Below are 17,336 nucleotides of genomic sequence, written 5' to 3' on the forward strand. Positions count from 1 at the left end.
AGCTCACGGAATTGTCTGAAAATAGAGGTACCGCCCTTTCCATGCTACGACAAGCCTGCCGCTGACAACGATTTTCCGACCCGGCTGCGAGTGCAGAAGCGAAACGAGGCGCTGCAGCATTGCAGCATCGGGCGATGCTCCTGATTCCTGAAGTGCCCTTTTGAATATCTCTTTCTGTTCGAAGACTGAGAGCTGCCCCAGCTCCCGGGCATCGAGCCTGCCCTGCAGTAAAGAAAGGCCCGGACGTGAGGTTGTCAGGCGTTCGAAATACTCTTCAAGAAACGCTTCAAGCTCCCCGGCCTGCTCCGAAAGTCGCTGCAGCGATGGGAGCAGTTTGTGGCGAAACCGCTCCTCGACAAGCGGAATAACCCGGTTACGGATGAAGTTGCGGTCGTAATCGATGCCGAAGTTGCTGTCGTCGGTACGGTACGGAATCTTTTTTTCATGGAGGTAGTCGACTATCTCGCTCCTGTTGAGCAGCAGCAGTGGACGCGTCACCCTTCCATGCATGGCCCGGATGCCTTTAAGGCCGAGCAGCGAGGTGCCCCGAAAGAGATTGAACAGCATGGTTTCGGCATTGTCGCTGACATGGTGGCCGGTTGCGATTTTCGTCATGCCGTGCTCTTCAAGGAGCGAGGCAAACCATCCATACCGCAACTCTCTGGCGGTCTCTTCAAGCGATTTCTTCCGCAATGCAGACGCCGCCGCAGTGTCGAAACGGACAATAAAACACTCAACTTCAGCCAGAGTGCACTGCTCCCTGACAAAGCGCTCGTCACCCAGGCTCTCCTCTCCTCGAAGCTGAAAGTTGCAGTGAGCCGCACTGATCCGGCAAGGGACAACGGGAGCGACCTCTTTGAGCAGGTGCAGAAGCGCCATGGAGTCGGGACCTCCCGAAACCGCAGCAAGCACATGATCCCCTCCTGTGACAAGCTGACGGTCGCGCAGTTGCTGCAGAAATTTTTTTTCGAGACGGTTCACGGCATTTTCCGCTGTTCAATGTTTGCAGAGAATAACTAAAATGTATTTTTTCATCCGTATTACCATAAGGGACTGCCATTAACCGTCGTAAATGGTATCTTCAGACCCCGACAAGGAAAAAAACGCCGGCGACCTGACGCTGCCGCGCCGCAACCGTCTCCATCACCTTGATCAGACCAGCCATGTTCACTCCCTGGGGTTACCCGACCATTCTGAAAACCGGCCTCATCGCCATCCTTCTTTCGGGCTTTACGGCTTTTTTTGCCATGCCCTTTCTTCCGGCAGCTCTGCTGCTCTCTTTGACTCTCCTGCTTTTCACGCTTTATTTTTTCCGGGACCCCAGGAGGAATCCGCCGGATGAAAAAAGCACCATCGTCGCCCCGGCCGACGGAAAGATACTTCTGGTACAGCCTTCCGTCAACAGCTTTACCGGCCCTTCATCGACGCTGGTAAGCATATTCATGTCTCCACTGAACGTGCATGTAAACCGCATACCTCTTGACGGAACGGTCACGCACCTCCGCTATCATCCAGGAACTTTCATGATGGCTTTCGATCACCGAAGCCTGGAGAGCAATGAAAAAATGGAGATCGGCATAGAAAACGGCGAAATGAAGGTGCTCTTCAGCCAGGTATCGGGTTTCATGGCCCGCCGGATAGTCTGCCTGCTTGATCAGGGTGATCGGGTGGTGCAGGGAAACCGGTTCGGCATGATCAGGTTCGGTTCGAGGGTCGATATCGTTCTTCCGGAACAAGCAGTGGTGACCGTCAGGGCTGGCGAGCGGACAAGAGCCGGAGAAACAGTAATCGCGCGCTTCTGAGGCTCCGGAACCCCGGTTTGCATCCCGAAAAAGTTTGGTTTCGGATGGAGTAATGATTATATAAATACCAAGTAATATACTTTTCAACGTTTTAATTCGCGGAGAGAGATCATGTTCGGATTAGGCGGTCAGGAACTCATACTTATTCTCTTGATCATACTGCTTCTGTTCGGTGCAAAAAAGCTGCCTGAACTTGCTCGCGGCCTGGGCAAAGGCATGAAGGAGTTCAAAAAAGCCCAGACTGAAATCGAGGATGAGTTCAACAAGGTTGTGGAAGAACCACCAAAAAAAACTCCGGAAAACCCGACGGAATCGAAATCCTGAACCTGCACGTTCACCTGAAAAAGCCCTCCCTGAAGGGCTTTTCGGTTAGTTTTTATTCAACCTGTTTTAGCTTTATCTTTCCTGCAGTTATCTCCAACCAGGACTACGGCTCATGCTCAGCAGCCTATACATCAGAAATTTCGCCCTGATACGGGAACTGACCGTGGAATTCTCTCCGGGCCTGACCATAATTACCGGTGAAACCGGCGCGGGAAAATCCATGCTTGTCGGGGCGTTGAGCCTGGTACTTGGAGAACGCGCCAGCAGCGACCTTGTCCGCTCGGGGGAAAACAAGGCGGTCATCGAAGCGATATTCTCCGGTACTCTTCCCGAAAGGCTGCGACCCCTTCTGGAAGAGGCCGGAATAGAAAACGCTCCCGAAACCCTGCTACGCAGGGACATTTCCGCTTCCGGACAGTCGCGATGCTTCATCAACGACACCCCCTGCACGGCGGGACTGCTGAAACAGGCTGGCCTGCTGCTCATCGACCTGCACGGCCAGCACGACCATCAACTGCTGCTCAATGCCGCATCTCATGAGGGAATGCTCGACGCTTTCGCCCAAAGCGCACAGGAAAGCTCGGCATACCGGGATGCATTTTCGCGTATCGCTGCGCTCTCCGCCCGGCAGAAACAGCTCGAGGAACGCGCCAGAGAGTTCAGAGAGAGAAAAGAGATGATGGAGTTCCAGTTCAACGAACTCGACGCCCTCGAGCTGAAGGAAGGCGAAGAGGATGAGCTGGAAAGCGAAATAACGCTCCTTGAAAATGCCGAAACGCTCTTCGGGCTTGGCACGGAACTCGGCAGTCTGCTCTACGAAGAGGAACGTTCGGCATATTCGGCGCTCTCCTCGGCCCGCCACATTCTTGAGAAACTCGCCGCAATCGACAAACGATTCGAAAGCCGGCTCGAGGATACCCGTTCCGCCGAAAGCATGGTTGAGGAGCTTTACCGCTTTGTCAACCGGTACACGGCAGCCGTAGAATTCAATGGCGACCGGCTCGACACCCTGAGAGGACGCCAGCTCCTGCTCCAACGGACACAGAGAAAATATGGCCGAGTCATCGCCGATCTGATTGCATGGCGAGACGAACTATCCCTGGGGCTCGGCTTCGAAGAGTCCATTACCGAAGAACGCGACCGTCTCGAAAGGGAGACCGACCTGCAGCGACTGAAACTCTCCGAAGCTGCGGCTGCCTTGTCGGAAAAGCGAAGAAACGCAGCCGCGAAGCTTGATGAAACTCTCGAACGGGAACTCTCGATGCTCGGTATTGCCGGAGCACGATTCCGGACGACGTTCAGTGCGGAAAAAGACCCTCTGGGCGACATTACCATCGACGGGTTACGATTCAGGGCCTTTGGAAACGGACATGAAAAAATCGAATTCCTGATTTCGGCCAACACCGGCGAAGAGCTGAAGCCGCTGGCGAAAGCCGCATCGGGAGGTGAAATTTCACGGGTAATGCTCGCACTGAAAAGCGCCCTTGCCGAATCGGCTGCACTGCCGATTCTCGTATTCGATGAAATCGATACCGGTATCAGCGGCACGACGGCCCATGCCGTAGCTGCAAGCCTGAAAAGGCTTTCCCGCCTGCACCAGATCATCGCCATCACCCATCTACCGCAGATTGCCGCCATGGCCGACGCCCATCTTTCTATTGGAAAAACCACCGAGAACGGAAGAACATCAGCAGGAGTGGTGCAACTCGATGCAGAGGGCCATATCCGCGCAGTCGCAGGACTCATCAGCGGCCGCAATATTTCAGACTCCTCGCTCAAACTTGCCGGAGAACTGGTAACTGGCGCAAAATCAGCTTAGAAAATGCGGGAAGTTTGCCTTATTATTCGTACCATAACCGATTATTGCCATCAGGACGCTTCTATCGACACCTGAGTACCGCGCCCTCCTTCTTCATCGGAAAAAGGAGGGTGTGCTCCGATGGAAGCGACCATTAACAAGGTGTTTTACTTCGTATGTCCACACGACTCATTTCAGGCTCCGCCGTTGCCCTGGTCACCCCGTTCAGGCAGGACAGGAGTGTCGATACCGATTCGCTCAGAATGCTGGTTCGCTTTCAGGCCGAAGCCGGAACCGATATGGTCATCCCCTGCGGAACGACCGGTGAATCGCCGACACTCTCGGCAGAGGAACAGACTCTCATTATCCGTACCGTCAGGGAGGAGGCCGGTGAGCGCCTCATCGTTGCGGCTGGTGCCGGAACCAACGCTACCGACCATGCCGTCGAACTGGCGAAAAATGCCGAAAAAGCCGGAGCTTCGGCCATCCTGTCGGTAGCGCCATACTACAACAAGCCCTCGCAGGAGGGAATCTACCAGCACTACCGCTGCATTGCCGAAGCGGTCTCCGTTCCGGTCATCATTTACAACGTTCCCGGTCGAACCGGCAGCAATGTTGCCGCTTCGACCATACTCAGGCTTGCCCGAAACTTCGGAAACATCGCCGCAGTCAAGGAGGCTTCGGACAATATCGCCCAGATTACGGAACTGCTTGAGGAGAGACCCGAACACTTTTCCGTACTGACCGGAGAGGACATGCTGATACTTCCGTTCATGGCCATGGGCGGAGACGGAGTGATTTCCGTAGCGGCAAACCAGGTACCGACAGCCGTAAAGCAGCTGGTCGAAGCTGCAAGAGCCGGCCGACTCGATGAAGCACGAGCCATCAACAGCCGCTACCGTCGTCTCTTCAGGCTCAATTTCATTGAAAGCAACCCGGTACCGGTTAAATACGCGCTGGCATTGATGGGCATGATCGAAGAGGTCTACCGGCTGCCTCTGGTGCCTCTTGCGGATGAAAACAGGCTTGTCCTGAAAGAGGAATTGCAGAACCTCGGACTCCTCTGAAGGCTCCCTCGGCGCTGAAAAGCACAAAAAAAACGAAATAAAAAAGCTGTCCCCCGAAAAGGACAGCTTTTTTACTGCTGTTGCAAAAGCCTCTAAAGAAGCAAGAGAGCCTGAACGAAACTGTCGAGCTCCGCTCTCGTGCGTTTTTCGGTAACGGCGACCAGAAGGCCGCTCTCCCCGCACGCGGAAAGGTCGTAACCCGCAAAAATGCCCTTGTCGAGCATGGCGCCGATAATTTCAGCTGCGGGCAGCGGCGTTTCCAGCACGAATTCGCGGAAAAACGGTGCCCCATACTTCAGTGAATAGCCGGGAATCCCGGTGATCCTGCCTGCCAGATAGTGCGCCTTGAGTGCACACTGTTCGGCCACTTCACGGATGCCCTGCTTGCCGAGCAGTGAAAGATAGACTGCAGCCTGAAGAGCACAGAGTGCCTGATTGGTGCAGATGTTCGAAGTAGCTTTTTCCCTGCGGATATGCTGCTCGCGAGTCTGAAGCGTGAGAATGAATCCGTCGTTGCCTTCACGGTCTTTCGTCATGCCGACAAGACGACCCGGAATCTTGCGGACACAGGCCTGCCGTACAGTAAAGATGCCGAGATAGGGCCCACCGAAATTCTGGTGATTGCCAAGAGGCTGTCCTTCGCCAACCGCGATATCGGCGCCGTAACTGCCGGGAGCGGCAAGAATGCCGAGAGAAAGCGGATCAGCAGAAACAACGAAAAGCGCACCTTTCTCGTGGGCTTCGGCACCGATCACCTCTACCTCTTCAAGCGATCCGTAAAAATTCGGCTGCTGGACGACAACTGCGGCGACACGATCGCTTACAAGCTCTTTGAGGCCTTCGAGACTGCCGACTCCATCTTCGAGCCTGTTCTGCAGAATCACGCCGTGACCGGAGGCTTCAAGATAGGTTTTCAGGACACTGACGGTGTACGGGTTCATTCTGCCGGCAAGCACAACCTGCTCGCGGCCGGTAACGTTCATGGCCATGAGCACGGCTTCGGCCAGAGCGGTCGCTCCGTCGTACATCGAGGCGTTGGCGACGTCCATGCCGTAGAGACGGCACATCATGCTCTGGTACTCGTAAATCGCCTGAAGCGTCCCCTGCGAAACCTCCGCCTGGTAAGGCGTATAGGCGGTATAGAACTCACTGCGCGAAACGATGCTTTTGATGGCCGAAGGGATGAAATGGTCGTAGGCTCCCCCTCCGAGATAGCTGACATAACCGGCGCTGCTGCGGTTGGCCGAGGCAAGACCTTCCAGCAGCTTCAGGACCTCCTGTTCGCCGAGAGCCGGAAAAAGGTCGAGCACCCGCTGCAGGCGGATTTCCTGCGGGATGTCGGCAATCAGATCATCGAACGATGCGGCCCCGATACTCCGGAGCATATCCTCTCGGTCCCGGTCGGTATTGACGATAAATGGCATTGGTTCAGGTAGAAACTGATAGGGTTGAAAAGGTTACTCGCCGGTAAGCTGACGATAGGCCGCAGCGTCGAGAAGTTCGGCGACCGAGGCGGGATCGTCGATGCGTATCTTCACCAGCCATCCCTCTCCGTAGGGGTCCTGGTTGACGATTTCAGCAGCGTCGAGTGCACCGTTCACCTCCAGAATCTCGCCGGCCACGGGAGCGAAAAGGTCGGCGACGGTTTTGACCGCTTCAACCGTTCCGAAAACCTCATGCGCTTTGAGTTTCGTTCCGGCAGGCTTCAGCTCGACGAAAACAATGTCACCAAGCTCGGACTGCGCGAAATCGGTAATGCCTGCAAGTGCGGAGCTGCCGTCTTCCAGCAGTTTGATCCATTCATGGTCTTTGGTGTAGCGAAGATCGTCAGGAATAGTCATGGGAAAATAACCTTGTTAAGAGTTGGCTTGAGAAAATGCTGATAAAGCTTGAAGGTCAAGGTAATATATTTTTCAAAGAGCTGAAACATGCCCGGATATTTGCATATCAAAGCTGCACTCCGCAGCTTTCGGGCACCTCTGTTCTTCGACGATAAGCGGGTCTTTCATGAGCTCCGGAGAAGCCGGAACCGGTAGCGCAGGGCATAAACCCCTTGACGCTGTAACCGGATTTCGGAGCAAAACAAACAAAGAAGGGTTCCCTTATAAAAGACGCTGACGCATGGATTCATAGAGCAGAATTCCGGCCGTTACGCTGACGTTGAGAGACTCGACGCATCCGGCAATAGGAACTCGCACGGTGCTGTCGCAGAACTTCATGGCTTCGGGTGAAAGCCCGCTTCCCTCGGCACCCAGCACCAGCACCGTCGATCCTTTAAGATCGGCATCGGTGTAATTGAGCTCGGCATCCATATCGGCGGCGAAAACCCGGAAATTGCGTTCACGAAGATATTCGAGGGTGCGCACCAGGCTTTTCACCTTGCATATCCGCATATGCGACAGGGCTCCTGCAGAAGCTTTGTGCACCGCGGCGTTGACCGGCGCTCCGCGGCCTTCGATCAGCACGACGGCATCTGCGGCCGCGGCTTCGGCGGTACGAATAATCGCGCCGATATTGTGAGGGTCTTCAAGCCCCTGAAGCACGACAAGGAGAGGAGAAGTGTTCCGGGGACAAGCGAGAACATCCTCGAGCGTATAGAAGGATACGGTGGTGATGAGGGCGCAGACCCCCTGATGCTTTGCCGAACCGGCAATCTGGGTGAGTTTCTCAAGACGGGCCTTGCCGCTGACCAGCTTAAGGCGCCGGGCGGTTATGACGATCTCCTTGAGCTTCGGGTGCGACGTATTGAACTGAAAATAGATTTTCTCGATACTGTCAGGCTTGTTCTGAAGCAGCTCGAGAACCGCATTGCGGCCATAAACAACATTTTCAGACTGTTCTGTGTACATATCTAACTTGTATGGAGTGTCCGGAGTGGCGCTCGCCGATGGCTGGAGTGGAGCACCACTCCGCTGAAAAACTGTTTTGTTCCGGTTATCACTTCGAATGTAATTAAATTGACTTGAATTCGATTTTTTTTATATCTTTTAGGTCACTCTCATTTGGCACTTTTTTCGACTTCGGATGTAACTTTTTCCAGTCCTCAGAAGTTTACATTACTGTGTTTTGTGCCATTTTTATTTCTTCAGTCGCTGTTTTTCATTTATCAAATAAATCCAGTAACAACTGCCAATATGAGCCGGACGTTTAAGACAATGGAGGGAAATGAAGCCTTAGCTCATATCTCCTACCGTACCAGTGAAGTAATTTCAATCTACCCGATCACGCCGGCATCACCCATGGGCGAGTATTCGGACGCATGGGCTGATTTAGGAAAAACCAACATATGGGGAACCATCCCGAAGATAGACGAGATGCAGAGTGAGGCCGGCGCCGCGGCTGCCGTGCACGGCGCGTTGCAAACAGGTGCGCTGACCACCACCTTTACCGCTTCGCAGGGTCTGCTTCTGATGATTCCGAATATGTACAAGATCGCAGGAGAACTCTCTCCCTGCGTCATTCATGTTTCTGCCCGTTCGCTCGCAGCACAGGCTCTCTCGATTTTCGGAGACCACGGCGACGTCATGTCCGTTCGCGGAACCGGATTCGCCCTTCTTGCTTCGAGTTCAGTCCAGGAAGTTATGGATATGGCCCTGATTGCGGCCGCAGCGACCCTCGAGTCAAGAATACCGATCATGCACTTCTTCGACGGATTCAGAACCTCACACGAAATTTCAAAAATCGAAGTGGTTCCCGATGAGGTCATCAGGGCGCTGGTCAGCGACGAACTCGTCATTGCCCACCGCAACCGTCGGATGAGCCCGGATGCACCGATAATCCGCGGCACCTCCCAGAACCCGGATGTCTATTTCCAGGGAAGGGAAACCGTTAACAGTTTCTATAACGCATGTCCCGGCATCATCGAACGTCTGATGGACAAATTCGGTGAATTGACCGGACGCCACTACAAACCGTATCAGTATTACGGCGCACCCGATGCTGAAAGAGTCGTCATTCTCATGGGATCGGGAGTCGAAGCCGTGCGGGAAACCGTCGAATTTCTCAACCATACAGGCGAAAAAGTCGGCGTGATCAATGCCCGGCTGTTCCGTCCTTTCGATATTGAGCGTTTTGTCAAGGCTCTGCCGGCATCGGTTAAATCCATTTCGGTACTTGACCGCGTCAAGGAACCCGGAAGTGCCGGAGAACCGCTCTATCTCGACACCGTAAACGCCCTGCTCGAAGGGTTCAACAACGGACTTATCAAAGCCATACCGGCAATCACCGGAGGCAGGTACGGACTCTCTTCGAAAGAGTTCACCCCTGCCATGGTCAAGGCCGTTTTCGACAACATGGCTTCCGCTTCGCCGAAAAACCACTTCACTGTCGGCATCAATGACGATGTCACCGGTACAAGCCTCGATTACGACCATTCGTTCTCCATAGAACCGGATGATGTATTCCGGGCTATCTTCTACGGCCTCGGTTCGGACGGCACGGTTGGAGCGAACAAGAACACGATCAAGATTATTGGCGAAAACACTCCGAACTATGCCCAGGGCTATTTCGTCTATGACTCGAAAAAAGCCGGCTCGATCACCACTTCGCACCTCCGTTTCGGGCCGAAACAGATTCATTCGACCTATCTCGTCAGTGAGGCTCACTTCATCGGATGCCACCACTGGATTTTCCTTGAAATGATCGATCTGCTGAAAAATCTCAAAGAGAACGGCACACTGCTGCTGAACTCGCACTACGCACCTGAAGAGCTGTGGGAAAAACTGCCGAAAATCGTTCAGGAACACCTGATAAGAAAACAGGCGAAACTTTACACCATAGACGCCTACAAGGTCGCCCAGACAAGCGGAATGGGTCAGCGCATCAACACCATCATGCAGGCCTGCTTCTTCGCCATTTCCGGTGTTCTGCCGCGTGAAGAGGCCATTGAGAAAATCAAGGACTCCATCCGGGAGACCTACGGAAAGAAAGGTGACGAAGTGGTCAACCAGAACATCCAGGCGGTTGACAACACGCTTGCGAACCTTCATGAAGTAACCCTTGGCTCGGTTGCAGAAAGCGACAAGGAGCTCCGTTCACCGATTGTCGGTGAAGCTCCCGAATTCGTCTGCAATGTGCTTGCAAGGATCATTGCCGGCGAAGGAGACGATATTCCGGTCAGCGATATGCCGGTTGACGGGACCTATCCTACGGGAACCTCGAAATTCGAAAAACGGAACCTTGCCGAAAACATTCCCGTATGGGAACCTGAGCTCTGCATCCAGTGTGGCAAATGCTCGCTGGTCTGCCCGCATGCGGCAATCAGACCGAAAGTGTACGACGCGAAATACCTCGCCAATGCACCGAAAACCTTTAAATGCATCGACGCAAAGGGCGCCAGTTGGGCAGGGATGAAATACACCATCCAGATCGCCCCTGAAGACTGTACCGGATGCGATATGTGTGCACATGTCTGCCCTGGAAAAGATCGCAGCAACCCCGAAAGAAAAGCGCTGGAAATGCAACCCCAGGCCCCACTGCGTGAAGCGGAAATCGACAACTGGAACTACTTCCTCAATATTCCGGAATACGACCGCAACAAAATTAATGTTCGCCTGATCAAGGAGCAGCAGCTTCAGCAGCCACTCTTCGAGTTTTCCGGAGCCTGTGCCGGATGTGGTGAAACCCCCTATGTCAAGCTTATGACCCAGCTCTTCGGCGACAGGCTGGTCATCGGCAATGCAACGGGATGTTCATCCATTTATGGCGGCAACCTTCCCACAACGCCATACTCGACCAATGCTGCAGGGCTTGGGCCGACATGGTCGAACTCGCTCTTCGAGGACACGGCGGAATTCGCGCTCGGCTTTAGAAGCTCGATCGACAAACAGCGGGAATATGCCATGGAACTCGTGAAGAGAATGGCTTCCGAAATTGGCGAATCCCTTGCTACGGAGATTCTCGACGCGAAAGAGAGCAGCGAACCTGAAATTTTTGAACAGCGTAAACGTATCTCGGTACTGAAAAATAAACTTCAGCATATCGATTCAGCCGATGCAAGAAATCTGTTCTCGGTTGCAGACATGCTGGTTAAAAAGAGTGTATGGGGTGTGGGAGGCGACGGCTGGGCTTACGATATCGGTTACGGCGGCGTCGATCATGTCACGGCCAGCAACAAAAACATCAACCTTCTGGTACTTGACACGGAGGTCTACTCCAATACCGGAGGCCAGGCATCGAAAGCAACCCCGAAAGCAGCCATTGCCAAATTCGCTGCTGCCGGACGTGTCACGAACAAAAAGGACCTCGGACTGATCTCCATGAGCTATGGCACGGCCTATGTCGCAAGTGTGGCACTCGGCGCCCGTGACGATCAGACCCTCAAGGCATTCCTCGAAGCGGAAGCGTACGACGGTCCTTCGATCATCATTGCCTACTCCCATTGTATTGCCCACGGCATCAACATGGCAACAGGCCTTGATAACCAGAAAGCTGCCGTTGATTCCGGTCACTGGTTACTCTACCGCTACAATCCTGAACTCCTGAAAGAGGGAAAAAATCCGTTGATACTCGACTCGAAAAAGCCGAAAATCCCGATTGCACAGTTCCTCAACAATGAAAACCGGTTCAGAATGCTCAAGAAAAGCCATCCGGCTCTTGCTGAGCAATACTATGCGGAAATTCAGAAAGCCGTGGATGCTCGCTGGGCTCATTACGAGTACCTTGCAGCCCGTTCATTCAGCGAGATCAAATCCTGATCCTGAAGAAAACGGCACACAGAGACCATAAATGCAGAACGGCGGGAACCCCCCGCCGTTCTGCATTTATGCACATTATTCGTTCATTTGCCGCTTTCGCCCATCATCCCGATCTTCTGGCGAAGCAGCCTTGCCTTTTGCTCATCTCCCGTCTTTTCATAGACTTTCAGCAGATGACCGGCTATCTCGAGGTCATCCTTTGCAAGCGATGAGGCCTTTTCGAGATACTGAAGGGCCTCACGGTACTCACCCAGCCCGAACAGCACCCAACCAAGCGTATCGAGATAAACCGGGTTGTCCGGCTCCTGGGCGACGGCTGTCAGGGCAAATTTTTTTGCCTCGGCAAGATCACGGCCCTGCAGGGAGAGCATGTATGCATAATTGTTCATGGCAAGAGCGTTGCCGGGATCGAGCAGCAGAATCGCACGGTACATGGCAAGGCTTTTTTCCGTCAGGCCCAGCTTGTCGTAACTCATGGCAAGCGTCGATGCTGCCTGGAGATATATCCAGCGATCCTTTTCCCTGTGCTTCTCCTGCAGGGCTTTTTCAAGCAGCCTGACGGCCTTCCGGGTGTCACCTGACTGAAAAGCGGTATAACCTTCCAGAACGAGCAGCCTCATGGGGGTTACCCTGACCACTTTTTTTGCCCTTGCGACGGCATTGGTGGCCTTTGCATACTCTTTCTGCATGATATAGGCCGTAATAAGGTCCTCCCACGCCTCGATATGGGCCGGATGCTTCCGAAGAATTGCATTGAACTCCCTCTCCGCTTCCAGAGGATTCTTTTCCCTCAGTTTAAGTTTGCCTTTGAGCATCGCCGCCGCCGGTTCGCCGGGATGACGCTTCCCGATCTCGGCAAGCATGCCATAAAGCGGCTGGACATAAGCGCTGTCTTTTGCCGCACGAACATAAAACAGTTCGGCGAGGCTTATTTTCTGTTCCAGCTTCAGACCGGAGGTAGTGTAAAATGCGTTGAGGTCGAGAAGAAAGGCGTTCCTGTCTTTCGTATCTACCGAAAGTTCGAGCAGGGCGAGCCATGCCGGGACGAAACGGGGGTTGGTTGCAATGATCTCCCTAAAGGTTTTCGAGGCCAGAGCTGTCTGACCGGTTTCCACATAGAGTTCGCCGAGGGTAAGCTGCAAACGTGCTTTTTCCTCCCCCTCCTCGATAAGTCCGGAAAGCGTTTCGATGGCCTGGTGGTAGTGTTTGAGCTTGATTTCAAGCAGCAACACCTGGGCCCGGGTGTTCTCGTCAGAGGGATCGAGCTGCAGGAGACGCTGAAAAACCCCGAGCGCTTTTTCCGGGTCGCCTGAAGCGATGTGCTCAAGAGCAAGCAGGGTAAGATAATCGCTGCGGCCGGGTTCAAGCTTCACCAGATCGGTGTAGAGCGCGACAGCGCGGCCGTAATCCTTCATCTGATGGGCGACGGTGGCAAGCAGAAGAAGATAGTGCCGGTTCCCGGGTTCAATTGCCGCAGCTTTTTCGGCATGGGTTCTTGCCGAATCGGCTACGCCGAGTTCCAGAAAGGCTCTGGCTGTGGCATGATGCACCGCCGCCCTTGCGGCAGGCTCGGATATCCGGACGGTACGATAGGTGTCAATCGCACCCCAGAAATCACCTTTTTCGGCAAGCAGAAGAGCCGAGACAAAACGGTTTTTCGCACTTTCAGCAGCTGCCTCACTCGCTGCAGGCCAACCCCCCCCTGCTTTTACTGCCGGTCGGGAACTGCACGCCGAAAGCAGAAAAAGCAGAAGAAGCCCGAAAGAAAAAAACGGAATCCTGCTGCCGCCGGAAAACCCGGGTACCGCAACAACGCTGCCCGAGGCAGGAAATCGACTCTCAGGGAAGTGCGTCGAACAGCGAACCTTCAGCGATGCCGCTTCCCGGTAGCGAGAACCGGCTGATCGCCCTGCGGGTTGCCATACGGCCTCTCGGCGTTCGGGTGATATATCCTGCCTGGATAAGATAGGGCTCATAAACCTCCTCGATAGTGTCCTGCTCCTCCCCAACGGAAACAGCCAGTGAAGCCGCTCCTACAGGGCCGCCATTGAACTTGTTGACAATGGTGTCCATGATCCTCTTGTCCATATCGTCAAGCCCTTCCTCGTCGATTTCAAGACGTTCAAGCGTCGTCATGGCAATAAAACGGGTGATGACCGGCGCATCGGCAACCTGGGCGAAATCACGGGCACGCCTCAGAAGCCGGTTCGCTATGCGCGGCGTACCGCGGGAACGACCGGCAATTTCAGCGGCTGCATCCCGCTCTATACCGATACCGAGAATGCCCGATGCGCGCACGATGATCTGCTCGAGAATTTCGGCGGAGTAGTAGTCGAAACGGCTGCTGATACCGAAACGCGCCCTGAGCGGAGAGGTCAGAAGACCGGAACGGGTTGTCGCACCCACAAGCGTAAAGGGTTCGATGCGCAGCTGCACGGCACGGGCCGAAGGACCGCTGTCGAGCATGATGTCTATGCGGAAATCCTCCATTGCCGAATAGAGATACTCCTCAACAGCAGGAGGCATGCGGTGAATCTCGTCGATAAAAAGCACATCCCCTTTCTCCAGTCCGGTCAGTAGACCGGCAAGGTTTCCTGCCTTGTCGAGCAGCGGGCCTGAAGTGGCCTTGATACTGCTGCCCATCTCCGAGGCGATGATGAAAGCAAGCGTGGTTTTGCCGAGTCCCGGAGGGCCTGAGAGAAGAACATGATCAAGCGCATCGCCGCGCTTTCTTGCTGCCGATATGAAAACCTTCAGATTATCGGTCAGACGCTGCTGGCCGGTAAAATCCTCCATTTTTATCGGGCGGATCTGCTCCTCGAACCTGATTTCAAGAGCGTCTGCCGGAGTATTCAAGAGTTCGATTTTCACTGGAAGCCTGCCTTCGTTATGTTCTTCAGGGTATCGGTCACAGTCTTATCCTCGGATCGGCCACAGCATAGAGCACATCGGCAAGAAGATTACCGAAAACAATCAGCGTCCCGGAAATAAAGGTATTGGCTATAATGAGCGGATAATCACGGGCGAAAATCGCCTCAACGGTAACACGGCCCATGCCCGGAAAAGCGAAAATCACCTCGATGAAGAGCGCGCCGCTGAAGATAAAGGGCAGCGAACTTCCCATCAGGGTAATTACCGGAAGCAGGGCGTTGCGCAGCGCATGGCGGAAAATCACGACATTCTCGGGAAGTCCTTTGGCCCTTGCCGTGCGGATATAGTCCTGCCGTATCACCTCGAGCATGCTTCCCCTTACATAGCGGGCTATGCCGGCCGCACCGTTGATGCTCAGCACCGTTACCGGCAACACGAGATGCCATATCCTATCGACAAGGAAACCGAAGGGCCCGAAACTTTCGGCGCCGATTTCATTGAGACCGGAGGCCGGAAACCACTGAAGCTTGAGGGCAAAAACGATAATCATCATGAGGGCGAACCAGAACTCCGGCATGGAGTAAAAGAACAGTGCGGTAACCGTCAGAAACCGGTCGAGAAAACTGTTCTGCCGAACTGCCGAAATAATGCCGATAACGATGCCGAAGGTAAAATTGGCAACGAGCGTGAGGGCAGCAATCGTCACGGTAACCGGCAGGGCCTGGGCTATCACCTCGAAAACGGGCTGCTGGGCCCGGCTGAAACTGCGACCGAAATCACCCTGCAGCACATTGGCGAGCCATTTGACATACTGAACCGGCAACGGGTCGTTCAGCCCGTACTGCGCCCTGATCTGCTCGGCGACATTGGGGCTGATACCAGGCTGGATGAAAAAAGCCGCCGGATCTCCCGGAGCGAGCCTGATAATGAAAAACGTCAGGGTCAATACCCCGAAAATAAGCGGTATCGAAAGCAGCAGTCTTTTGAGAATATAGGTCAGCATACGGTTCTACCTGGCAAGGTTTGACGAGGGCGTGAGCGTCCAGTCGTCAATATTGTAAAAAGTACCGGAAATATTGAGTTGCTCTCCGGAGATTCGCTTGCTGAATCCCAGGGTCTCCCTTATCCAGTAGAGAAAGGTAACCGGCTGGTCACGGTGGATAATCTCCTGGTACTCCAGCCAGTAGGGGCCGGCATCGGTCTGAACCAGTTTCTCCTTTGCCAGTTCGCAGATTTCGTCGATTCTCGGATTCCGGTAACCGGTAAAATTGAAGGTGCTCTTTTTCAGGTCGGAACCCCAGACGTCGAGCGGATCGATTTCAAGCCCGATCGACCAGCCGGCCATCCATGCGTCGAGTTTCCGGTTCTGCAGGTTCTCGAAAAAGACGTTCGATTCCTGGACATCGAGCCGGCAGTCGATGCCCAGAGCCTTGAGGTTCTGCTGAATGACCACGCTTGCATAGTTCCGTCTTGCATTGCCGGAGTTGGTGTAGAGTACGAAACTGAACTTCCGCCCCTGTTTCTGCAATATACCGTCCGGTCCGGGACGCCACCCCTGTTTTTCAAGCAGGGACGCTGCTGCTGCGGGATCATAAGGATGGGGGGCGATGGAGCGGTTGTAGGCCCACTTCAGTGACGGAGAAATATCGGTATTGCAGACGGAACCGTACTCTTTGAGATAACCGTCGATAATCGCCTCACGGTCGATGGCCATGGTGAGGGCCCTGCGCACTTCCGACGAACCGAAAAGCGGATGCGGCAGAATTTGACCGTTTTTGTGATAGGCAGCCTGATCGATGTTGGACCAGCCGACATAATCATAAACGCGGAGACCGACGCTCTTGGTCTCGACTCCCGGATTCGCCTTCAACAGAGCACTGAAATCCTCCGGCTTGATGTTTTCGACAATGTCGACGGTATTGGTCTGCAGCTGTGCGAGCCTCACCGTGTAATCAGGCACAATCCGCCAGTTGATGAGGGGAATGTTTCCCGGTTTGGGAAGGTTCGACTTTCTGTTGGAAGCCAGCACCATCTCCTGCTGTTTTCCCCATGACTGCAGCCTGTAGGGTCCAGCTCCAACAGGTTTCTGATTGAGCGGCGAGCTCCTGAAATCCTCCGGCTTGATGTTCTGCCAGAGATGCGCGGGAAGCGGCGTAAGCGAGGTATGAAAAAGCGCCAGATGTTCTGGTACAGGTTTGTAGAACCTGAATATGAGCGTGGTATCGTCCGGAGTTTCGATAGCCCGGTCAAAATCGACCGATCCCCTGTCCGCTCCGATAAGCTCAGCAAGATACTGCTGACGGGGACTTGCGATCACGGGATTGCCGTAGAGGCGATAGGTGAACCTGAAATCCCCGGAAACGACCGGTTTGCCGTCGTCCCAGAAGGCATCGTTGCGCAGGATATAGGTGATGGACTTGTGGTCCGCAGACATGACCCATGTTCTGGCCAGCGCAGCTTCAGGTTTTCTGCCCCCGTTGGAAGGGCGGAATTTTTTTTCGAGAGCCAGAAAATTCAGCAGTCCGGTTGTGGTATCGAACTCGCTCTGCAGAAGCCCCGGATAGATCAGACCGGAAATATTGCTCGACGTAACGCTCGAACCGATAACGGGGTTGAGGTAATCGGCATCGCCAAGCATGGCGATGACCAGCGTCGAATCCCTCGCTGCAGCTCCCCTGTCACCGCTGCCGGGTGTCCGTCCGCATGAGCTAAACAGCAGCATGAGTGCTGCCAGAATGGCTGAAAATGCGATTTCCCTGCCGTATCGCATCTGAATGTG

General features: G+C 54.2%; 13 protein-coding genes. 5 read left to right on the top strand and 8 right to left on the bottom strand.

All coding sequences use genetic code 11. The features are described 5' to 3' along the window. Positions 1 to 3: 3 nt before the first annotated feature. A complete protein-coding gene (gene tilS, locus K9G39_RS05860) occupies positions 4 to 981 on the bottom strand; it encodes a tRNA lysidine(34) synthetase TilS (protein ID WP_292004001.1) in 978 nt (325 codons plus the stop codon). A 182-nt stretch (positions 982 to 1,163) separates the two neighbouring features. On the opposite strand from tilS, the gene K9G39_RS05865 reads away from it, so the two are divergent. From K9G39_RS05865 to dapA, 4 genes are all read left to right on the top strand, one after another. Beyond that, positions 1,164 to 1,802 (top strand): phosphatidylserine decarboxylase, encoded by a 639-nt coding sequence (locus K9G39_RS05865; RefSeq protein WP_292004030.1) that lies wholly within the window; start codon positions 1,164 to 1,166, stop codon positions 1,800 to 1,802. Positions 1,803 to 1,913: 111 nt separating this feature from the next. Next, positions 1,914 to 2,126, top strand: a complete 213-nt coding sequence (locus K9G39_RS05870) for a twin-arginine translocase TatA/TatE family subunit (RefSeq protein ID WP_292004002.1) — start codon at positions 1,914 to 1,916, stop codon at positions 2,124 to 2,126. A 112-nt stretch (positions 2,127 to 2,238) separates the two neighbouring features. Next, positions 2,239 to 3,945 carry a DNA repair protein RecN gene (gene recN, locus K9G39_RS05875; RefSeq protein ID WP_292004003.1) on the top strand — a complete coding sequence of 569 codons (1,707 nt, stop codon included), beginning with the start codon at positions 2,239 to 2,241 and terminating at the stop codon, positions 3,943 to 3,945. A gap of 155 nt (positions 3,946 to 4,100) precedes the next feature. Then, positions 4,101 to 4,991, top strand: coding sequence for a 4-hydroxy-tetrahydrodipicolinate synthase (gene dapA, locus K9G39_RS05880; protein WP_292004004.1), 891 nt, complete (start codon positions 4,101 to 4,103; stop codon positions 4,989 to 4,991). A gap of 92 nt (positions 4,992 to 5,083) precedes the next feature. On the opposite strand, the gene gcvPA is transcribed toward dapA, so the two are convergent. The 3 genes from gcvPA to rlmB all read right to left on the bottom strand — a co-directional run bounded on the left by gcvPA (position 5,084) and on the right by rlmB (position 7,840). After that, positions 5,084 to 6,415, bottom strand: coding sequence for an aminomethyl-transferring glycine dehydrogenase subunit GcvPA (gcvPA, locus tag K9G39_RS05885; RefSeq protein WP_292004005.1), 1,332 nt, complete (start codon positions 6,413 to 6,415; stop codon positions 5,084 to 5,086). Between the two features lie 33 nt (positions 6,416 to 6,448). Next, complete coding sequence (gcvH, locus tag K9G39_RS05890; protein WP_292004006.1) at positions 6,449 to 6,832, bottom strand: glycine cleavage system protein GcvH; 384 nt, start codon at positions 6,830 to 6,832, stop codon at positions 6,449 to 6,451. 261 nt (positions 6,833 to 7,093) lie between these two features. Next, positions 7,094 to 7,840, bottom strand: coding sequence for a 23S rRNA (guanosine(2251)-2'-O)-methyltransferase RlmB (rlmB, locus tag K9G39_RS05895; RefSeq protein WP_292004007.1), 747 nt, complete (start codon positions 7,838 to 7,840; stop codon positions 7,094 to 7,096). 285 nt (positions 7,841 to 8,125) lie between these two features. Here rlmB and nifJ point away from each other — a divergent pair, with 285 nt between their 5' ends. Continuing rightward, positions 8,126 to 11,686, top strand: coding sequence for a pyruvate:ferredoxin (flavodoxin) oxidoreductase (gene nifJ, locus K9G39_RS05900; protein WP_292004008.1), 3,561 nt, complete (start codon positions 8,126 to 8,128; stop codon positions 11,684 to 11,686). Positions 11,687 to 11,769: 83 nt separating this feature from the next. Here the strand turns inward: nifJ and K9G39_RS05905 are convergent, their stop codons facing one another. The 4 genes from K9G39_RS05905 to K9G39_RS05920 all read right to left on the bottom strand — a co-directional run bounded on the left by K9G39_RS05905 (position 11,770) and on the right by K9G39_RS05920 (position 17,279). Then, positions 11,770 to 13,236: a tetratricopeptide repeat protein gene (locus K9G39_RS05905; RefSeq protein ID WP_292004031.1), complete on the bottom strand. Its 1,467-nt coding sequence runs from the start codon at positions 13,234 to 13,236 to the stop codon at positions 11,770 to 11,772. A 289-nt stretch (positions 13,237 to 13,525) separates the two neighbouring features. Continuing rightward, a complete protein-coding gene (ruvB, locus tag K9G39_RS05910; protein WP_292004009.1) occupies positions 13,526 to 14,557 on the bottom strand; it encodes a Holliday junction branch migration DNA helicase RuvB in 1,032 nt (343 codons plus the stop codon). 37 nt (positions 14,558 to 14,594) lie between these two features. Next, entirely contained in the window at positions 14,595 to 15,560 is a 966-nt protein-coding gene (locus K9G39_RS05915) for an ABC transporter permease (protein ID WP_292004010.1), read from the bottom strand. Positions 15,561 to 15,566: 6 nt separating this feature from the next. Then, positions 15,567 to 17,279 (bottom strand): peptide-binding protein, encoded by a 1,713-nt coding sequence (locus K9G39_RS05920; protein WP_292004032.1) that lies wholly within the window; start codon positions 17,277 to 17,279, stop codon positions 15,567 to 15,569. Between the last annotated feature and the right edge of the window lie 57 nt (positions 17,280 to 17,336).

The organism is Chlorobium sp. (assembly GCF_021740465.1).
Taxonomy (GTDB): Bacteria; Bacteroidota; Chlorobiia; order Chlorobiales; family Chlorobiaceae; genus Chlorobium.